Below are 16175 nucleotides of genomic sequence, written 5' to 3'. Positions count from 1 at the left end.
AGTGTCACCCCCTATTTTTCTTTAATTGTCACTAACGGTTCATCATAGCCTACAGCAGTTCCGTTCTCGATATGAATCGCTTCAATAACACCATCAACATCAGCATGAATATCATTCATTACTTTCATCGCTTCGATGATACCGATACGGTCACCTTTCTCAACTTTGTCACCGACACGGATAAACGGCTCTTTTGATGCTTCATCCTGCATATTATAGAATGTTCCTACCAGTTGAGACTTTTGTACGTGATGTCCATGCTCGACAACTTCCTGCTCTGGTTGTTGTGTTACTTGTCCTGGTACTTGCTGTACCGGATAGGCCTGTACTTCTTTAATTGCTTTTTCGATGTAGTATTCGTTATCGCCTTCTTTTACCGAAATAACTTTTAGTTCATTACTATTCATCATATCAATGAGCTGTTGTAATTTATCTGAATTCATTATGATTCCGCCTTCTCTAATAAGTTTTGGATTTTTTGACTCGTGTGTCTGATATCAAATGCATGCATGCTTACTTCATTTATAATCTTCATCATCTTTTTCTTCTCTGCTATCGCTTCTTCTAAAGTGCCTTCAACGAGACGAATCTCACTCCCAGGACCTTTTTGCACAAGTGTAGGGATATCACTGAAATATACTGTTCCTAGCTTTGCATATCCGCCGACAGTTTGACGATCATTCATCAGTATAATCGGCTGACCGTCAGACGATACCTGGATTGAACCGAGCTGAACCGGTTCAGAGATGATATCATAGTTCGTCTTCACTTCTAATATTTCACCTGACAGACGGATACCCATTCTATCTGATGTATTAGAAATTTCGTATGTGCTTGATAGTGATGCCGCTAAATTTTTAAATCGGTCATATTGACGACCTGGAATAAAACGAATCGTGCTTACTTTATCGATAAAATGCGTGTTAACGCGTCTCGTTTCAACAATTTCCGGTTGATTGAATGCAAGAAAATCATCTTTAATCAACGTACGTCCATCTAATCCGCCTAGTTTAATCTTCATATGCGTTGAATAGCTACCCTGAACTTTCGGTAGATTAAAACCACCTTTGACCGTCAGGTAAGTACGGTATCCATTTTTAGCAGTCTTAAATGTTAATATATCGCCGGCTTTTGCGTTATATACACATCGATTAACTACAGGCGTATCATTTAACTCAGCAAGCATATTACCACCAGTAATGATAAATGCATTATCTTCAGTAAATTTAAAGATGCCACCCTGCATCGTCATCTCAATACTCATATGATCTGTATTACCAAGCAGATTGTTACCTAATAATAATGCACGATAATCCATTGCGCCTGCTGGTGATAAACCAACATTTTGAAAGCCTGTGCGTCCGAGATCCTGTATTGTAGAATACATTCCCGGATGTATGACTTGAAGTCCCATTATTGTACCTCCGTTTCAATTTCATAAGTACCGTTATTTACAGCCTGTTCAATGTTATCATATTCTTCTTTTGAGATGCGTTTAAACTTAATATAATCTCCAGCTTCATAGTAAACTTCAGGATCGCGTTTCGGATCGAATAGCTTTAAAGGTGTCTTTCCGATAATGTTCCATCCCCCAGGTGAAGCTAATGGATAGATACCAGTTTGTGCATTTGCTATACCTACAGAACCCGCAGGAATTTCTTTACGCGGTGAAGCTTTGCGGGGTGTTGCAATCGACTCATCTAATCCTCCTAAAAATGGAAAGCCAGGCATAAAGCCTAACATATAGATAAGATAAGGTTTACTTGTATGTATTTGAATGATTTCTTCTGTCGTTTTATTATGTAATGAAGCCATTTCATCCAGATCAAGATTGAACGGTGCCTCGTAACACACAGGAATAACGTATGTCGTTGTCTGCTGTTGATCTGTTGAAGATAGTGTAAGACTCTGTAAAGATTCACTTAACTTTTCATGATCTGTCACTGTATCATCGAAATAAATAACGAGCGTGTTATAAGAAATGACAAGCTCTAATATGCCACTGATAGCGCTATTTTGTATCGCAGATTTTAACTGGATCACCTGCGCATTAATCTCAGGATCAATACGCTCTTCAAAGACGACGCTCATACAGTTTTCATTGATATTTACAATATTCATGATGTAACCCCTTTCTTTTTTACCTAAATAATCATATCATAATAGTCTGATAATTTAAATTACTTATTTTGAAAGTTTAAAGTAATAAAGAGCAACAATAATTAAACGACATTTATTAAACATATAAATATACCTCATAAAAAAACCATTACACAATTTGTGTAATGGTCTAAGATGTCTTATAAAATGCCTAATCCACTTGATTGAATGTCTTTAGCGAATCCTTTAACTGTATCTACTGATAATTCATCGATGTCACGACCGATATTCGGAATCTTCTTCACAACGTCCCCTGGACATGTGATAATGTCGCAGCCGATTTCATCTGCCTGAATCACGTTATAAAGCTCGCGACATGATGCCCATAAAAGTTTCACGCCTTCTTTTTCGTGACAAACTTTTACAGCAGCACGCATTAATGGCATAGGATCTACACCAGTATCTGCGATACGGCCAGCAAATACTGAAACGTATGTTTCAACACCTGGTTTAATTGCTTTTACGATTTCTGTCACCTGCTCGATTGTATAAACCGCAGTAACGTTTAATTTAATATCCTGTTCAGATAATTTCTTGATTAATGGAATCATAGATTCGCCTTTCGTATTCACGACAGGAATCTTAACAAATACATTTTCACCGAATGACTGAATGATTGCTGCTTCTTTCTCCATCGTTTCCATATCATCGCCGAATACTTCAAATGAGATAGAAGCATCTGGTATTGCCTTAACTGCAGCTTCTGCAAAAGCTGTATAATTTTCTACACCAGCTTTAGCCATAAGTGATGGGTTTGTCGTAAATCCATCAACTGTCTGGTTTTGGTAAGCTGTTTTCATTTGTTCGATATCCGCACCATCAGCAAATACTTGCACATTTAAATTTTTCATTATTATTCCTCCACATTTAATGTAAACACTTCTACTTATTATAATCACATAATGTATGATATTGCTAATGATTGAGTATACTTGTTTGTTTTTTCAATATATTTACTATTCTTTTCAGAATTTTATATTTTTGTTGTCATTTGATGTGGTAAAATAAAATGATTAATGAATGGAGGAACATCATGAAAGCGAACAAATATGTTTACTTCTCTATATTTTTTGTTATCTTAAGTATCTTTTGTAACGGTTATAATCCCGTGCTGGCAATACTTTTCGGTTCTATCAATGCCATCATACTGTTTACCGGACTAGTAAGCTGTATTTTACTTATTATTAGTATTGTCTTAATTGATAAAGCTTTGAAGCAGCCTGAAAACATTTCAAGCGGTTTATATAAGGTCGCGAAAATTTGGCCATGGGTCATCTTAGTTGTTATTCTCTTACAACTTGCTAGTATTCTGTTTAGATTTGGTATCATTTAAGGATTGATTCGTCAATCCTTTTTATTATGGAGGTTTTTATATGGTCTATCTTTGGATTGCATGTATGAGTGTCTTCGGTGCATTATGCAGATATAGTATAAGTTTAGCGCTTCATGCACCGCTGTATACAATTATCGTGAATCTCATCGGCGCATTTGCTTTAGGATTTTCTACAACTTACTTTAGACGGCTATCCTGGTCATCGCACATAAAGACTGGAATTACAACCGGTTTTCTAGGAAGCTTCACTACATTCTCTGCACTGAGTAAAGACGTTGCCGATCTCTATTTAGCACATCATTATCTTTCACTTTTCATCTATTATAGTATTAGCATCCTTGGAGGTATGATATGTGCTGTTATCGGTATGAAATGGGGTGACAGAAATTGATCTATGTTGCAATCGGTGCACCATTCGGGGCTATGTTACGATATTATATCAGTCAGAAGATGAATGGGCGTTTTCCATTTGGTACACTGTTCATTAATTTATTAGGTGCATTGTTGTTAGGCATCGTTGCACGTTTTGATATGACAACGATGCTTTTCCTCGGTACTGGTTTTTTAGGCGCATTCACAACATTTTCTACGTTGAACATTGAGATTGTTAAACTGTATGAAACGAATAAAAACTGGTGTATTTTCTATATAACAATTACCTATATATTCGGTCCATTACTCTACTTGTTTGCATATACATTTCATTTATAATTTTTTTGTAAATTTAGCGTAATTTTTTCTTAAAATTATCACAGCTTATATATTTATACATTATTATAATATTGAAATTAAAATTTATTTTGGAGGGAACACCGTGAAACGAATTGCATCAATGGTATTAATGTTAACGTTATTAATCTCAATGCTTTTCCAAAGTCCTTATGCACTTGCAGATGTGACGACAGAACAGCCAACGACAGAAGCACCAGCTACTGAAGTAGCAACGACTCAAGCAGCGACAACTGAAGCGCCTACAACTGAGAAAGCTACGACTGAATTACCAACGACTGAACAAGCAACAACAGAAACTCCTGCTGGACCGAACTCAGTAAAGATCTTACATACAAATGATATGCATGGTCGTTTAGATGCTGAAGATGGCCGTGTTATCGGCATGGCAAAGGTAAAGACAATCAAAGATAAAGAACAACCTACATTGATGTTTGATTCTGGGGATGCTTTCCAGGGCTTACCATTATCTAACTTCTCAAAAGGTGCTGACATGGCAAAAGCGATGAACGCTGTTGGTTACGATGCGATGACTGTTGGTAACCATGAGTTTGATTTCGGTTTTGAAACTGCGATGAACTATAAGAAACTATTAAACTTCCCTATTTTAAGTTCAAACGTTTATAAAGATGGAAAAAGTGTTTATGCGCCTTCTGCAATTATCGAGAAAAATGGTAAGAAATATGGTGTCATCGGTGTAACAACACCGGAGACTGCTACAAAGACGCACCCGAACAACATTATCGGTGTATCGTTCCTTGATCCAGTTGCATCTGTAACTGCAGAAATGAAAAAGCTAAAAGGAAAAGTTGATGCATTTATCATCTTAAGTCACTTAGGTATCGACACAACAACGAAAGAAGCTTGGCGTGGTGATAATTTAGCGAATAAGATTGCCGGCAACAAAGATTTTAAAAATAATGCAATCGTCATATTAGATGGACATTCTCACTCTGTCATTGAAAATGGTGAATTAAAAAATACGGTAATGCTTGCTCAAACAGGTACGGCACTTGCAAACATCGGGAAAGTTACATTTGATTTACAAAATAAGGTTGCAAGTAATCTGAAAGCTTCAATGATTAAAGAAGCAGATACGAAAGAAGTTACACAAGATGCTGCAGTTAAATCTATCGTTGATACTGCAAAAGATAACTTTGGGAAAGCAACTTCTGAAGTCGTATTCCACAATCCAGTACAACTTCAAGGTGAACGTAACGACGTACGTACACGTGAGACAAACTTAGGTAACGCAATTGCTGATGCAATGGAAGCATATTCTGTTAACGGATTTGATGCAGCTGGTGACTTTGCTGTAACTAATGGTGGAGGTATCCGAGCTTCAATCGAAGGTAATAAAGATGTAACAATCGGAGATATTATTAAAGTATTACCTTTCGGAAACACTATTACACAAATTAACGTCAAAGGTACTGACGTTAAAGCAATGTTTGAACACGCTTTAAGTGCACCCGTTGTTGAAAAAGACGGAAAAACAGGATTAGATGCAAACGGTGCCTTCTTACACATCTCTAAATCAATCAAAGTTCATTATGACATGACTAAACCTGCTGGTGAACGTGTTTATGCAATTGAAGTATTCAACAAAAAGACAAACAAATTTGAACCATTAAACAATACTAAAACATACAAAGTTGTAACAAATGATTTCTTAGCCGTTGGTGGCGATGGTTATACCATGCTTGGTGGACCTCGTGAAGAAGGACCATCATTAGATGCAGTTGTACGTCAATACTTTAAAGCTGCTGATATGACAGCTTATACAAGTGAAGCATTACAACGTATCTTAGCAGGAAACGCGAGTGCGTATCAACCAGTTGTATCTGAAGAAGTAACGACTGAAAGACCGACAACTGAAACTGTAAAACCTCAAATTGACGTACCTACAGAAGAAGATGGACGCGAAGGTTTCATCATCAACACAGAAGATTCTACTGAAGAACCTGTCGTATTAGAAGTTACGAAGGCTGCTCATGATGATAAAGTCATTCCATTTGAAACTGTTGCAAAGACGAATGAAACAAATTTAGATACGACAATTCAAGCGGATCAAGTTGCAGATGATACAAACAAACCTGCAATTACTGAAGCGGTTGAGCAATTACCGATTACTGGTGAAGCGGCTGGTACAGGTGCTGCTGCAATCGGATTATTAGGATTAGGATTAGGATTATATTTAGTGAAACGTAAATCTGCATAACAAATAAGCCTTGAGTGAAATTCACTCAAGGCTTATTTGTTACGGATTTAAATGTTCAATTTGGTCCATAATATTTTCAAGTTCTTCAACTTTATACTGGAATCTACCATGGAAGACAAATTTTTCGAAGAATGTTTGCAGTTCTTCTTCACCTACAATCACCTTCACACCATTATCTCTCGAATAATTCGTAATGTGTTCACTACCTACCCCTTCTGCATTGTAGTACGCAATCGATGTTACCGGATACGGTAACTCAAACACTTTCTCTAAACGTTCTGCTTTTAATTTCAATGCTTCAATCGAGTGGTTATATGTTCTGAATTCAGCATTACCGTCTTTGTTCTTATCGAGTACGATTGTCTGTTCAAGCTTCGGATCAAGCTCTAATATGTTGAATACACCTTCTAGCATCGGTTCGCCAGCAAACTGCATCTCACTTACACCGTGATAAATATGACCTGTCCAGTAATTAGAATCTATCAGGTAGATACCTGTTCTCGTCAATACGACATGATCAAGTTTATCAGTGCTTTTCACGCGTTTACCAGGAATATAGATATTTGCAAGAACGTGCATATCTTCCGGACGAATACGCTCCTCACGAATGAACTGTTCTTTTAACTGAATTAAAGTAAGGTCTGTTAAATATTCACCTTTATCTTTCGAGAACATCTTTAAAGATTCGATATGTGATGATTTCTCATCGATTGTTTTCTGTAATGTTTCTTTTTGTTCTGCTAATTCTTTTTTATATTGAAGTCGAGACTTTTCACTCTCATCGTGATACTCATCTGATCTAATTTTCTGTGCTTTACGAAATTCTTCTTCTTTACGCGCAATTGATTTTTTCTTGCTGGATAATGCGAGTAACCATAAGACGAAGAATAATAAAGCCAGGACACCTAAACCAATTAACACATAAAACAAAGTACTTCCTACTTCTACTGACATATCATTCACCTTTCTAACCGTATTTCCTTTATTATAATGAAATTTCAGAAGAACTTCATCGAAAATATGAAAGTAATTTGTGAAAGTTTACTCTAATTAAAAATATTAATAAGAAATTAATATTCTGAACAAAGATTAACAATGTTTAATAAAATATAAATTCTTAATTAATAATGATATGAAATAATTTAAGTGTCCTAAAAATATTTTTGGGCAAAATTAAATTTTCTCGGAGGATGATACCATGGCAATGTATAAACGTTTATTATTAGCAGGTACTTTCGCATCAGCATTATTATTAGGTGCATGTGGTGAAGAGGAAAAAACTGACGACGCAAAAACTGAAGATGCAGCAACAACTGAAGAAGAAACTACTGAAGATGATGCAGCTACAGAAGAAGAAACTACTGAAGATGATGCTGAAGAAGAGACTACTGAAGAAGAAACTGAAGAAGCTTAATATTTTTTTATTGACTATCTCGCATGAGGTAGTCTTTTTTCATCCTACGAATAAAGCTAAAACGGCGGAATAGAAGTGGCCACTACGACAAAAACCGAACAAAAACTATAAATCAAAGAACGATTTATTAGTTTTGTCCGGTTTTTGCTTGTGGCAGAACACTTCTATCCCTGCCTCTATTTATTTAAATTTGCTTTTAAATCTTCAATTTTATCTGTCGCTTCCCATGGTAAATCAACATCTGTACGACCGAAGTGACCGTAAGCAGCTGTTTGTTTATAAATTGGGCGGCGAAGATCTAACATCTGAATGATACCTGCTGGACGTAAGTCGAATGTTTTACGTACTGCATCAACAAGTTGTTGTTCAGTGTATTCAGAAGTACCATAAGTTTCAACTGAAATAGATACGGGTTGTGCTACACCGATCGCATAAGCTAATTGTACTTCACATTTGTCAGCTAGACCTGCTGCAACGATGTTCTTCGCAACATAACGCGCTGCATAAGCACCACTACGGTCAACTTTAGTCGCATCTTTACCAGAGAATGCACCACCACCGTGACGCGCATATCCGCCGTAAGTATCTACGATAATCTTACGGCCAGTAAGACCAGCATCCCCTTGAGGTCCACCGATTACGAAACGACCAGTTGGATTGATGAAATATTTTGTTTCTTCATCAATTAATTCAGCTGGAACAACTGGTTTAATAACGTGTTCTTTAATATCAGCCTGAATTTGTTCTAATTCAATCTTCTCATGGTGTTGAGATGAGATAACGATAGTGTCAATTCTTTTCGGTTTACCCGCTTCGTCATACTCAACAGTAACTTGTGTCTTACCATCTGGACGTAAGTATTCTAAAGTACCATCTTTACGCACAGCAGTCAGACGGCGTGCTAATTCATGAGATAATGAAATTGGTAAAGGCATTAAGCTTTCAGTTTCATTACATGCAAATCCAAACATTAAACCTTGGTCACCAGCACCGATTGATTCGATATCTGAGTCAGATAAGTTACCACGGTCTTCTAATGCACGGTCTACCCCTTGAGCAATATCAGGCGACTGCTCATCGATTGCAGTAAGTACTGCCATCGTCTGGAAGTCATAGCCGAATTTAGCACGTGTATATCCGATTTCTTTTACAGTATCACGTACTACTTTAGGAATATCAACATATGTTGATGTAGTAATTTCACCTGCGATTAATGCCATACCTGTTGTTACTGATGTTTCACACGCTACACGTGCTTTTGGATCTCCTGTAAGAATTGCATCTAAGATTGCATCTGAAATTTGGTCAGCAATTTTATCTGGATGTCCTTCTGTTACTGATTCTGACGTAAATAATTTACGATCTGTCATTTATAAACACTCCTAATAAATATATATTTCACGGTTCAAGCTATAAATAAAAAATAGCCCTCTCTCCTATTAAGAGAGAAGGCTAATTATACATAATTAGTCCATTCTGCTCTTATCGTTCAGACAGCTGTCTGCAAACGGTTTGGCACCTTACTTAACAATGAAGTTAAGGGTTGCTGGGCTTCAAAGGGTCCATGTCCCTCCACCACTCTGGATAAGAGAATCCGCAAGTTAGATAATACTAAACTTTTTGTACACTGTCAATATATCGGATTTATTCACAAATTTTCTGAATAATATTTTATCTATAAAATTTTATTTATATTTAATGTAACACTTAAAACCTTATGTTATACTATTTCATGAAACTGCTTACATCAGCAGAAAATATAAACTTGGGGGACCTTTTAATGAGCGAACAAATCTTTGGTAAACTAGATAACTTATTAAAGAGTGATAGCGTATTAAATCAATTATCAAGAACACAGTTAATCAACGAAATTTTAGCAAATCGTGAAGGTGTATTAACAGAGTCAGGTGCTGTCAGAACTGAAACTGGTAAATATACAGGTCGTTCACCAAAAGATAAATTTATCGTTGAAGAAGAAGAAACAAAAGACCAAATCGACTGGGGTACAATCAACCAACCTATCTCTGAAGACATCTTCTTAAAATTATTAGACCGCGTTTTAGACTATTTAGGAACAAAAGATAAAGTTTATGAATTCAATGGTTATGCAGGTGCAGATCCTGCTACTCAATTAAATTTACGCGTCATCAATGAGTTAGCATGGCATAACTTATTTGCACGTACAATGTTTATCCGACCTGAAACATTCAATGAAGGTATCTTAATCGATCCAGACTTCACTATCATTTCTGCGCCACACTTTAAAGCAGATCCAAAAATCGATGGTACAAATTCTGAAACATTTATCATTACAAGTTTCAAACATAAAATTATCTTAATCGGTGGTACTGAATATGCTGGAGAAATGAAAAAAGGTATCTTCGGTGTAATGAACTACTTATTACCAACACAAGGTGTAATGAGCATGCATTGTTCAGCAAACGTTGGTGAAAATAAAGACGTTGCGTTATTCTTCGGTTTATCAGGAACAGGTAAAACAACTTTATCAGCTGACCCACACCGCAAATTAATCGGTGATGATGAACATGGCTGGAACGATAATGGTGTATTCAATATCGAAGGTGGATGTTACGCGAAGACAATCGACCTTTCTCGTGAGAAAGAACCACAAATCTATGATGCGATCCGTTACGGTGCGATTTTAGAAAATGTTAAAGTTGATGAAAAAGGTTTCCCAGACTATGAAGACAAATCATTAACTGAAAATACACGTGCAGCATACCCAATTGAAAATATCGATAACATCGTATTACCTTCAATTGCTGGTCATGCTAAAACAATCATCTTCTTAACAGCAGATGCATTCGGCGTATTACCTCCAATCTCTAAATTAACGAAAGAACAAGCAATGTACCACTTCTTGAGTGGATTTACATCTAAATTAGCAGGTACTGAGCGCGGGGTAACGAGCCCACAACCAGTATTCTCAACATGTTTCGGTTCTCCGTTCTTACCATTACATGCAACAGTATATGCGAATATGTTAGGTGAATTAATCGACAAGCATGGTTCAGACGTATACTTAGTAAACACTGGATGGACTGGTGGAGAATATGGTGTAGGTAGCCGTATGAGCTTAACACATACACGTTCTATGATCCGTCGTGCAATCAGTGGCGAAATTAAAAACTCTGAATTCACTCAAGATCCTATCTTCGGATTATATGTACCAAATTCAGTCGCAGGTGTTCCTAAAGAAATCTTAATGCCTCGTAACGCTTGGGTATCTCAAGATGCTTACGATGAAAAAGCAAAAGATTTAGCATTACGCTTCCAGGAAAACTTCAAGAAATTCGGTGAAAAGTCAGCAGAAATTGAAGAAAAAGGCGGCTTTATATTTAGAGGATAATAATAGAGGCTGGAACTGAAGTGTTCTGCCACAAGCAAAAACCGAACAAAACTAATAAATCGCKCTTTGATTTATAGTTTTTGTTCGGTTTTTGTCGTAGGGGCAACTTCTGTTCCGCCATTTAAGCTGTTAAAGATAAAAGGCTTAAAATTTAAGTCACATCTTCATTTTATTCTACAGCTAACATCCATCTATAAATTTCTTCTAGTATCTTGCGTTCATTATCAGGTCGAAGGACGTGTGCTTCATCTTCTAAGTAAATCGCTTCATGCTTTACACCTAAGTTTTTAAGTCTTTCTTCAAGCATCTTGCCATGCGCGATATTAACCTGCTTATCTTCTGTTCCGTGAATAATCATAATTGGGGGACTGTCTGCTTTGATCAGATTAATACCTTCGCGTTTATCATAGGCGGCTTTATCTGAAATCGGACCGACGATGCGCTTTAACATGCTGCGCAAGTCTAGTCGCTCATCATACATGTAATAAATACTCGATACACCACCCCATGTAATAAAGGATGTCACATTACTATCCTGATACGTAACGAGTCCTTGAATACCCCCACGTGAAAAACCTATAAAGTGTAATGGTACATCTGGATACTTTTTTCTTAATATACGCACAAGCGCATATACATCCTCACGGTCACTTCCACCAAACTCATCCTGACCATTATGATGCGTTCCACGGTAATAAGGTGCTGCAACAAGTGTATTCGGATAGGCAAAACGCATCAGTCCAGCTGGTCTAAGCGTCCCTACCTGCCCTTTTCCACCGCGAAGATATATAATGATGCGTTCTACAAGTTTCGGCTCATATAATAAGCCTTTAACTTCAAATTCGTCAGACTGATAGGTTATCTCCTGAAAACTTATATCTTTATAAGTTGCAGGAATTACTTTACTCGTGATGAACATCAAAACGCTCCTTTAGTGTATCTAATAGGTATAGAATACAGTCATCTTTTAACAGGAAACTTTTATCTTCTGTCTGAATGTCAGCCAGCGCCTTTGCAATTACCGGACCATCTGTTTCCAGATAATCTTCACGCTTGTCGATTTGCGCTACTTCTACATAGAAGACATCTTTACTGAATGGTGACTGATCATATACGGTATAGGTACCTATAAACTCATAATTACGCACTACACCACCAGTTTCTTCATATAATTCACGATGCATCGCCTCAATAGGTGTTTCATCATACTCAACCTTACCACCCGGGAATTCAATACCTCGAATTTTATTATGCGTAAGTAGCATATTACCCTTAAAGTTTGCTATTATTAGTACATGTTTACTTGTTGGAATATCAGCCTTATCTTTAATTTCGAGGATTACTTTATTTCCAACATGATCTGTAAATATCATTAATCTGCTCCATTCATCACAAAATTATCTATCTAGAGGTCTCTATGAAAAAACTAACTGTACTTTTTATTATTTTAACATTAATTATTACCGGTTGTGCAGCACCACAGGAAAAAAAGAAACCATTGACGAAAGACCAGATTATCGCTCGAATGCAGAAGAATATTAAAGCAACAGACAGCATTTCTCTTGATGCCACTAATAAGACAACGATTTCATATGATAAGTTCACAACAAAGTTTACACAGGATACAGCATCTCAATTTGATACGATCAATAAAAGTGCGCTACTTATTAAAGCTGATTCAAATAACACGAAATATCCTGTAAAGTCTGTTATATTCAATATGGATGAGGGGAATATAGAAGCCTTTCCTGAACCTCAATATTTAAATTATCGTGCTCGTAATGCCGATATTCAGTACTTTTCAAGTGTCCAATCAAATATGGTCAATTTAACAGATATTGTTCAAAATGTCGTCAAAAAAGAAGTTGATAATATAAAAACGACGGATAGCACGATTCAATATCAAGGTAACTCTCAAAATTTAAAACATCTGTTTGATTACGGCGTCGATTTCTCAAGCATGAATCAAGTATCTACATTTAATGATCTCACTGATATTAAAATTCAGAGTGGTTCATTTGATGTTGAATTATCACCCGTGAAGAAGCTGCCAAAAACGCTGTACTTTGATATCAAGGTCAATGCTAAAATTAAAAATAAACCTGTCACAATATTGATGAAACAGGAAACGCACTATAAGAACTTTAATAAAACCAATGTATCTATGTATAAAGCAGAAGAAATTGATTAGGAGATTATTATGAAACAACTATTATTAGCTGGTATTAAATTTTACAGAAATTATATCTCACCAATGACACCACCCACATGCCGCTTCACACCGACATGTTCCCAATATGGATTAGAAGCAATTGAAACACACGGTGCATTAAAAGGAAGCTATTTAACGATCGTAAGAATCCTTAAATGTCATCCGTTTCATCCCGGTGGTTATGACCCGGTCCCAGACAAAGAACATCATCATCATTAAAAAAGGAAATTCCGAAATGGAATTTCCTTTTTATCTATACAGCTTTATTAATCGTAAGCAGCTAATAATGTGAGATGAGATTTCTTTACTTTTGGTACAGAAATATTGAGTCGATTGTCGTTAATTATTTCATCATATTCAGTAAAGTCATGCGCAAAATAGGTACCTTTCGGCGTAATGTCCGGTACAGTCTGAAACGTTTCACCGAGCAGCGCAGTGAAATATTTACTGAGACCAAATTCATACATGCCGCCGGATACGAGCTTCATTTCTGGTAAGTCTTCTTTTATCTTAAGTGCACTAGTCACGCCACCTAATCTACTATATTTAATAACTGCAGTATTAACGCCTATATTATAAAATTGTTGTATCGTATGCGCATCAGTCGCACTTTCATCAATAGCAAGATTAACCTTCGGATTCAAGCGATGCATTGAACGATAATCTTCAATAGAACTGAACGGCTCTTCAAAATAAAGAATGTCATACTCAGAAAGTTTACGGATCAAGTTAAAATGATTTGCATCCATTAACCCGTTTGCATCGATGACGATCTCTACATCACTCGTCTTACGAATGGATTGTACTTGCGCTAAAATATTGTGATGCATCTTTAATTTTACACGTGTAGCGTTCGGTTGAATAACACGTGCATCATGATGTAACGTTTGACCGATCAACACAGTCACTGGCTTTAGCGTATTAAAATATTGATACGCAATGATATCAAAACAACTGGATGCATTCGGTTTTTCAGAATCAAGTAAAGCATTGAATGCTTCTATTGAAGATATCGGTCTATTTTTTATTATTTGAAACTGATTGACGAGTGATTGATAAACCGTTTCAATCGTTTCAAAATGATACCACGGTGTCTCAAAACTATTTGCTTCCGCATAATATTCCACACCATCAATTACGATACCTGCTACAAGTACCTTCCGCTCATTTAAAGTAATAAGATTTGTCTTGATCGGCGCTTTAAAAGGTGCAGCATATGAATAAATATTAAGCTTTGAGATATTCATGGATAAACCATTCCTTACATTGATGACGTGATATTTTTCCGTTCGATGTTCGTTTTAAATTATTTACTCGAATAAATTGTTTAGGATGCTTATATTTTGCGATATTGTTATTTAATGCATTCTGAATAGTTGCATCCATATTATCATCCGCTTCATATAAACAAACCGGCACACTGCCCCACTCTCTGTCCTTAATACCAATAACACAAGCTGCTTGTACAGACGTATGACTTAATATGGCCTGCTCAATTTCTGAAGGATATATATTTTCTCCACCTGAAATAATTAAATCTTTGCGACGGTCTAATATATAAAGATGATCCTCTTCGATATACCCGATATCTCCTGTTAAGAAATATCCATCTATGAATGCTTCTTGATTTGCACTTTCCGGATAAAGATAACCGTGCATGACATTATCACCACGAACACCAATTTCACCGACCTGATTCACTGCATTAAATAATTGGATATTTTGATTGACCTGACCGACACTCTTTGGATACTTTTGAATATCTTTTGGTGATGCTGTAATCATTTGAGAACATGTTTCAGTCATTCCAAATGATGTATAGATAGGTAGGTTTGCACTTCGTGCCTGAATAAGTAAACGATCATCTAGTTTAGCACCACCAATCAGTATGCCTTGAAGGGCATATTGCTGGTTAAGTCCTTGTCTTAAGAGACGTTCTAACGTTTGGGGTACAAGCGAGATATGTGTGATCTCTTTTTCTTTAATATCGTCGATAATCTGCTTAGCATCAAACTTTTCATGCAATACGACAGTGCAGCCATCAATCACTGCACGTAATAATATGCTTAATCCGCTTATATGAAACAATGGCAGAACATCCAGCCAAATTGAATCATGGTCATACGTAAATATCTGTTTACAATTTCCGGCACTTGCTAAATGATTAATAAAGCGTTGAGGTACTGCTTTCTGAACACCAGTCGTCCCTGAAGTAAACATAATAGATAATATATCTTCTGGATGATTCGGTTTGGCAGTTAATGTTGAATGCTGATTTATTGCCTTTCTAACAAACTCTGATTTATGTATAGCAGAGATGTGCGTGTAATTATTATTTGAAAATAAAAGCTCTGTATCCACAGACGTCATTTGCTTTCTCATTTCATGTTCAGTCAGATGCTTATTGATCATCACTATTTCAATATTCGCAATTATCGCAGCATGAATAAAATAACAATCCATTAATGTATTTTCCGCTACAAGCGCAACACGATGATGTTGAAGTTGATCGAGTTCGTATGCTACTTTTTGAGCTTGTTCGTAGAGTAATTGATAAGAAATATGTTGATCTTGATATAAAATTGCTGTTTTATCTGGATATCGATTTGCTGTTGTCTTAAGCCACTGCATAATGCCACGTCCTCTTAGTTAATATAATTATCATATCAAAAAGAAGAAGTTGATACATCGGAATGCGCTTTAGTGCTAGATGTTGATATATATTGTTTATCAACA

At 36.4% G+C, this 16175-nt stretch carries 18 protein-coding genes and 1 riboswitch; of the genes, 8 read left to right on the top strand and 10 right to left on the bottom strand.

The features are described from left to right. Positions 1 to 11: 11 nt before the first annotated feature. The 4 genes from JJJ02_RS11825 to JJJ02_RS11810 all read right to left on the bottom strand — a co-directional run bounded on the left by JJJ02_RS11825 (position 12) and on the right by JJJ02_RS11810 (position 3011). Positions 12 to 443 (bottom strand): acetyl-CoA carboxylase biotin carboxyl carrier protein, encoded by a 432-nt coding sequence (locus JJJ02_RS11825; protein WP_239243230.1) that lies wholly within the window; start codon positions 441 to 443, stop codon positions 12 to 14. Next, complete coding sequence (locus JJJ02_RS11820) at positions 443 to 1414, bottom strand: 5-oxoprolinase subunit C family protein (RefSeq protein ID WP_099576756.1); 972 nt, start codon at positions 1412 to 1414, stop codon at positions 443 to 445. Before JJJ02_RS11820 ends, JJJ02_RS11825 begins: the two co-directional genes overlap by 1 nt. Further along, entirely contained in the window at positions 1414 to 2121 is a 708-nt protein-coding gene (gene pxpB / locus JJJ02_RS11815; protein ID WP_240836716.1) for a 5-oxoprolinase subunit PxpB, read from the bottom strand. The genes JJJ02_RS11820 and pxpB overlap by 1 nt, the downstream gene beginning before the upstream one ends. 179 nt (positions 2122 to 2300) lie before the next feature. Further along, complete coding sequence (locus tag JJJ02_RS11810; RefSeq protein WP_240836715.1) at positions 2301 to 3011, bottom strand: transaldolase; 711 nt, start codon at positions 3009 to 3011, stop codon at positions 2301 to 2303. A 182-nt stretch (positions 3012 to 3193) separates the two neighbouring features. Between JJJ02_RS11810 and JJJ02_RS11805 the strand changes: the two genes are divergently transcribed. From JJJ02_RS11805 to JJJ02_RS11790, 4 genes are all read left to right on the top strand, one after another. After that, positions 3194 to 3493: a hypothetical protein gene (locus tag JJJ02_RS11805; protein ID WP_099576750.1), complete on the top strand. Its 300-nt coding sequence runs from the start codon at positions 3194 to 3196 to the stop codon at positions 3491 to 3493. A gap of 40 nt (positions 3494 to 3533) precedes the next feature. Beyond that, positions 3534 to 3884 (top strand): fluoride efflux transporter FluC, encoded by a 351-nt coding sequence (locus tag JJJ02_RS11800; protein WP_240836713.1) that lies wholly within the window; start codon positions 3534 to 3536, stop codon positions 3882 to 3884. Continuing rightward, on the top strand, positions 3881 to 4204 hold the full coding sequence (locus JJJ02_RS11795) for a fluoride efflux transporter FluC (protein WP_240836712.1): 324 nt from the start codon (positions 3881 to 3883) through the stop codon (positions 4202 to 4204). The genes JJJ02_RS11800 and JJJ02_RS11795 overlap by 4 nt, the downstream gene beginning before the upstream one ends. Positions 4205 to 4307: 103 nt before the next feature. Beyond that, on the top strand, positions 4308 to 6443 hold the full coding sequence (locus JJJ02_RS11790) for a 5'-nucleotidase C-terminal domain-containing protein (protein ID WP_240836710.1): 2136 nt from the start codon (positions 4308 to 4310) through the stop codon (positions 6441 to 6443). Positions 6444 to 6482: 39 nt separating this feature from the next. Here the strand turns inward: JJJ02_RS11790 and JJJ02_RS11785 are convergent, their stop codons facing one another. Then, complete coding sequence (locus JJJ02_RS11785; protein WP_240836708.1) at positions 6483 to 7397, bottom strand: nuclease-related domain-containing protein; 915 nt, start codon at positions 7395 to 7397, stop codon at positions 6483 to 6485. 244 nt (positions 7398 to 7641) lie between these two features. On the opposite strand from JJJ02_RS11785, the gene JJJ02_RS11780 reads away from it, so the two are divergent. Next, a complete protein-coding gene (locus tag JJJ02_RS11780) occupies positions 7642 to 7857 on the top strand; it encodes a hypothetical protein (RefSeq protein WP_239243223.1) in 216 nt (71 codons plus the stop codon). Between the two features lie 176 nt (positions 7858 to 8033). Here JJJ02_RS11780 and metK read toward each other — a convergent pair whose 3' ends face one another. Next, positions 8034 to 9227 (bottom strand): methionine adenosyltransferase, encoded by a 1194-nt coding sequence (gene metK / locus JJJ02_RS11775; RefSeq protein ID WP_111716361.1) that lies wholly within the window; start codon positions 9225 to 9227, stop codon positions 8034 to 8036. Positions 9228 to 9336: 109 nt separating this feature from the next. Further along, positions 9337 to 9448: riboswitch (SAM riboswitch) on the bottom strand. Positions 9449 to 9637: 189 nt separating this feature from the next. Between metK and pckA the strand changes: the two genes are divergently transcribed. Beyond that, complete coding sequence (gene pckA, locus JJJ02_RS11770) at positions 9638 to 11227, top strand: phosphoenolpyruvate carboxykinase (ATP) (protein ID WP_111716359.1); 1590 nt, start codon at positions 9638 to 9640, stop codon at positions 11225 to 11227. 169 nt (positions 11228 to 11396) lie between these two features. Here pckA and JJJ02_RS11765 read toward each other — a convergent pair whose 3' ends face one another. Both JJJ02_RS11765 and ytkD read right to left on the bottom strand, forming a co-directional pair. Continuing rightward, positions 11397 to 12146, bottom strand: a complete 750-nt coding sequence (locus tag JJJ02_RS11765) for an alpha/beta hydrolase family protein (protein ID WP_111716357.1) — start codon at positions 12144 to 12146, stop codon at positions 11397 to 11399. After that, positions 12130 to 12600 carry an RNA deprotection pyrophosphohydrolase gene (gene ytkD / locus JJJ02_RS11760; protein ID WP_239243222.1) on the bottom strand — a complete coding sequence of 157 codons (471 nt, stop codon included), beginning with the start codon at positions 12598 to 12600 and terminating at the stop codon, positions 12130 to 12132. Before ytkD ends, JJJ02_RS11765 begins: the two co-directional genes overlap by 17 nt. A 44-nt stretch (positions 12601 to 12644) precedes the next feature. Here ytkD and JJJ02_RS11755 point away from each other — a divergent pair, with 44 nt between their 5' ends. Both JJJ02_RS11755 and yidD read left to right on the top strand, forming a co-directional pair. Continuing rightward, a complete protein-coding gene (locus tag JJJ02_RS11755) occupies positions 12645 to 13418 on the top strand; it encodes a hypothetical protein (RefSeq protein ID WP_239243221.1) in 774 nt (257 codons plus the stop codon). Between the two features lie 9 nt (positions 13419 to 13427). Next, entirely contained in the window at positions 13428 to 13658 is a 231-nt protein-coding gene (yidD, locus tag JJJ02_RS11750) for a membrane protein insertion efficiency factor YidD (RefSeq protein ID WP_199798128.1), read from the top strand. 47 nt (positions 13659 to 13705) lie between these two features. On the opposite strand, the gene JJJ02_RS11745 is transcribed toward yidD, so the two are convergent. Both JJJ02_RS11745 and menE read right to left on the bottom strand, forming a co-directional pair. Next, entirely contained in the window at positions 13706 to 14686 is a 981-nt protein-coding gene (locus JJJ02_RS11745; RefSeq protein ID WP_239243220.1) for an enolase C-terminal domain-like protein, read from the bottom strand. Further along, positions 14667 to 16070 (bottom strand): o-succinylbenzoate--CoA ligase, encoded by a 1404-nt coding sequence (gene menE / locus JJJ02_RS11740; protein WP_240836706.1) that lies wholly within the window; start codon positions 16068 to 16070, stop codon positions 14667 to 14669. Before menE ends, JJJ02_RS11745 begins: the two co-directional genes overlap by 20 nt. Positions 16071 to 16175: the final 105 nt, after the last annotated feature.

The organism is Macrococcus sp. PK (genome assembly GCF_022501545.1).
GTDB lineage: Bacteria > Bacillota > Bacilli > Staphylococcales > Staphylococcaceae > Macrococcoides > Macrococcoides epidermidis.
Note: the sequence above shows the minus strand (reverse complement) of the source record. Positions and strands in the feature narration are given on the sequence as shown.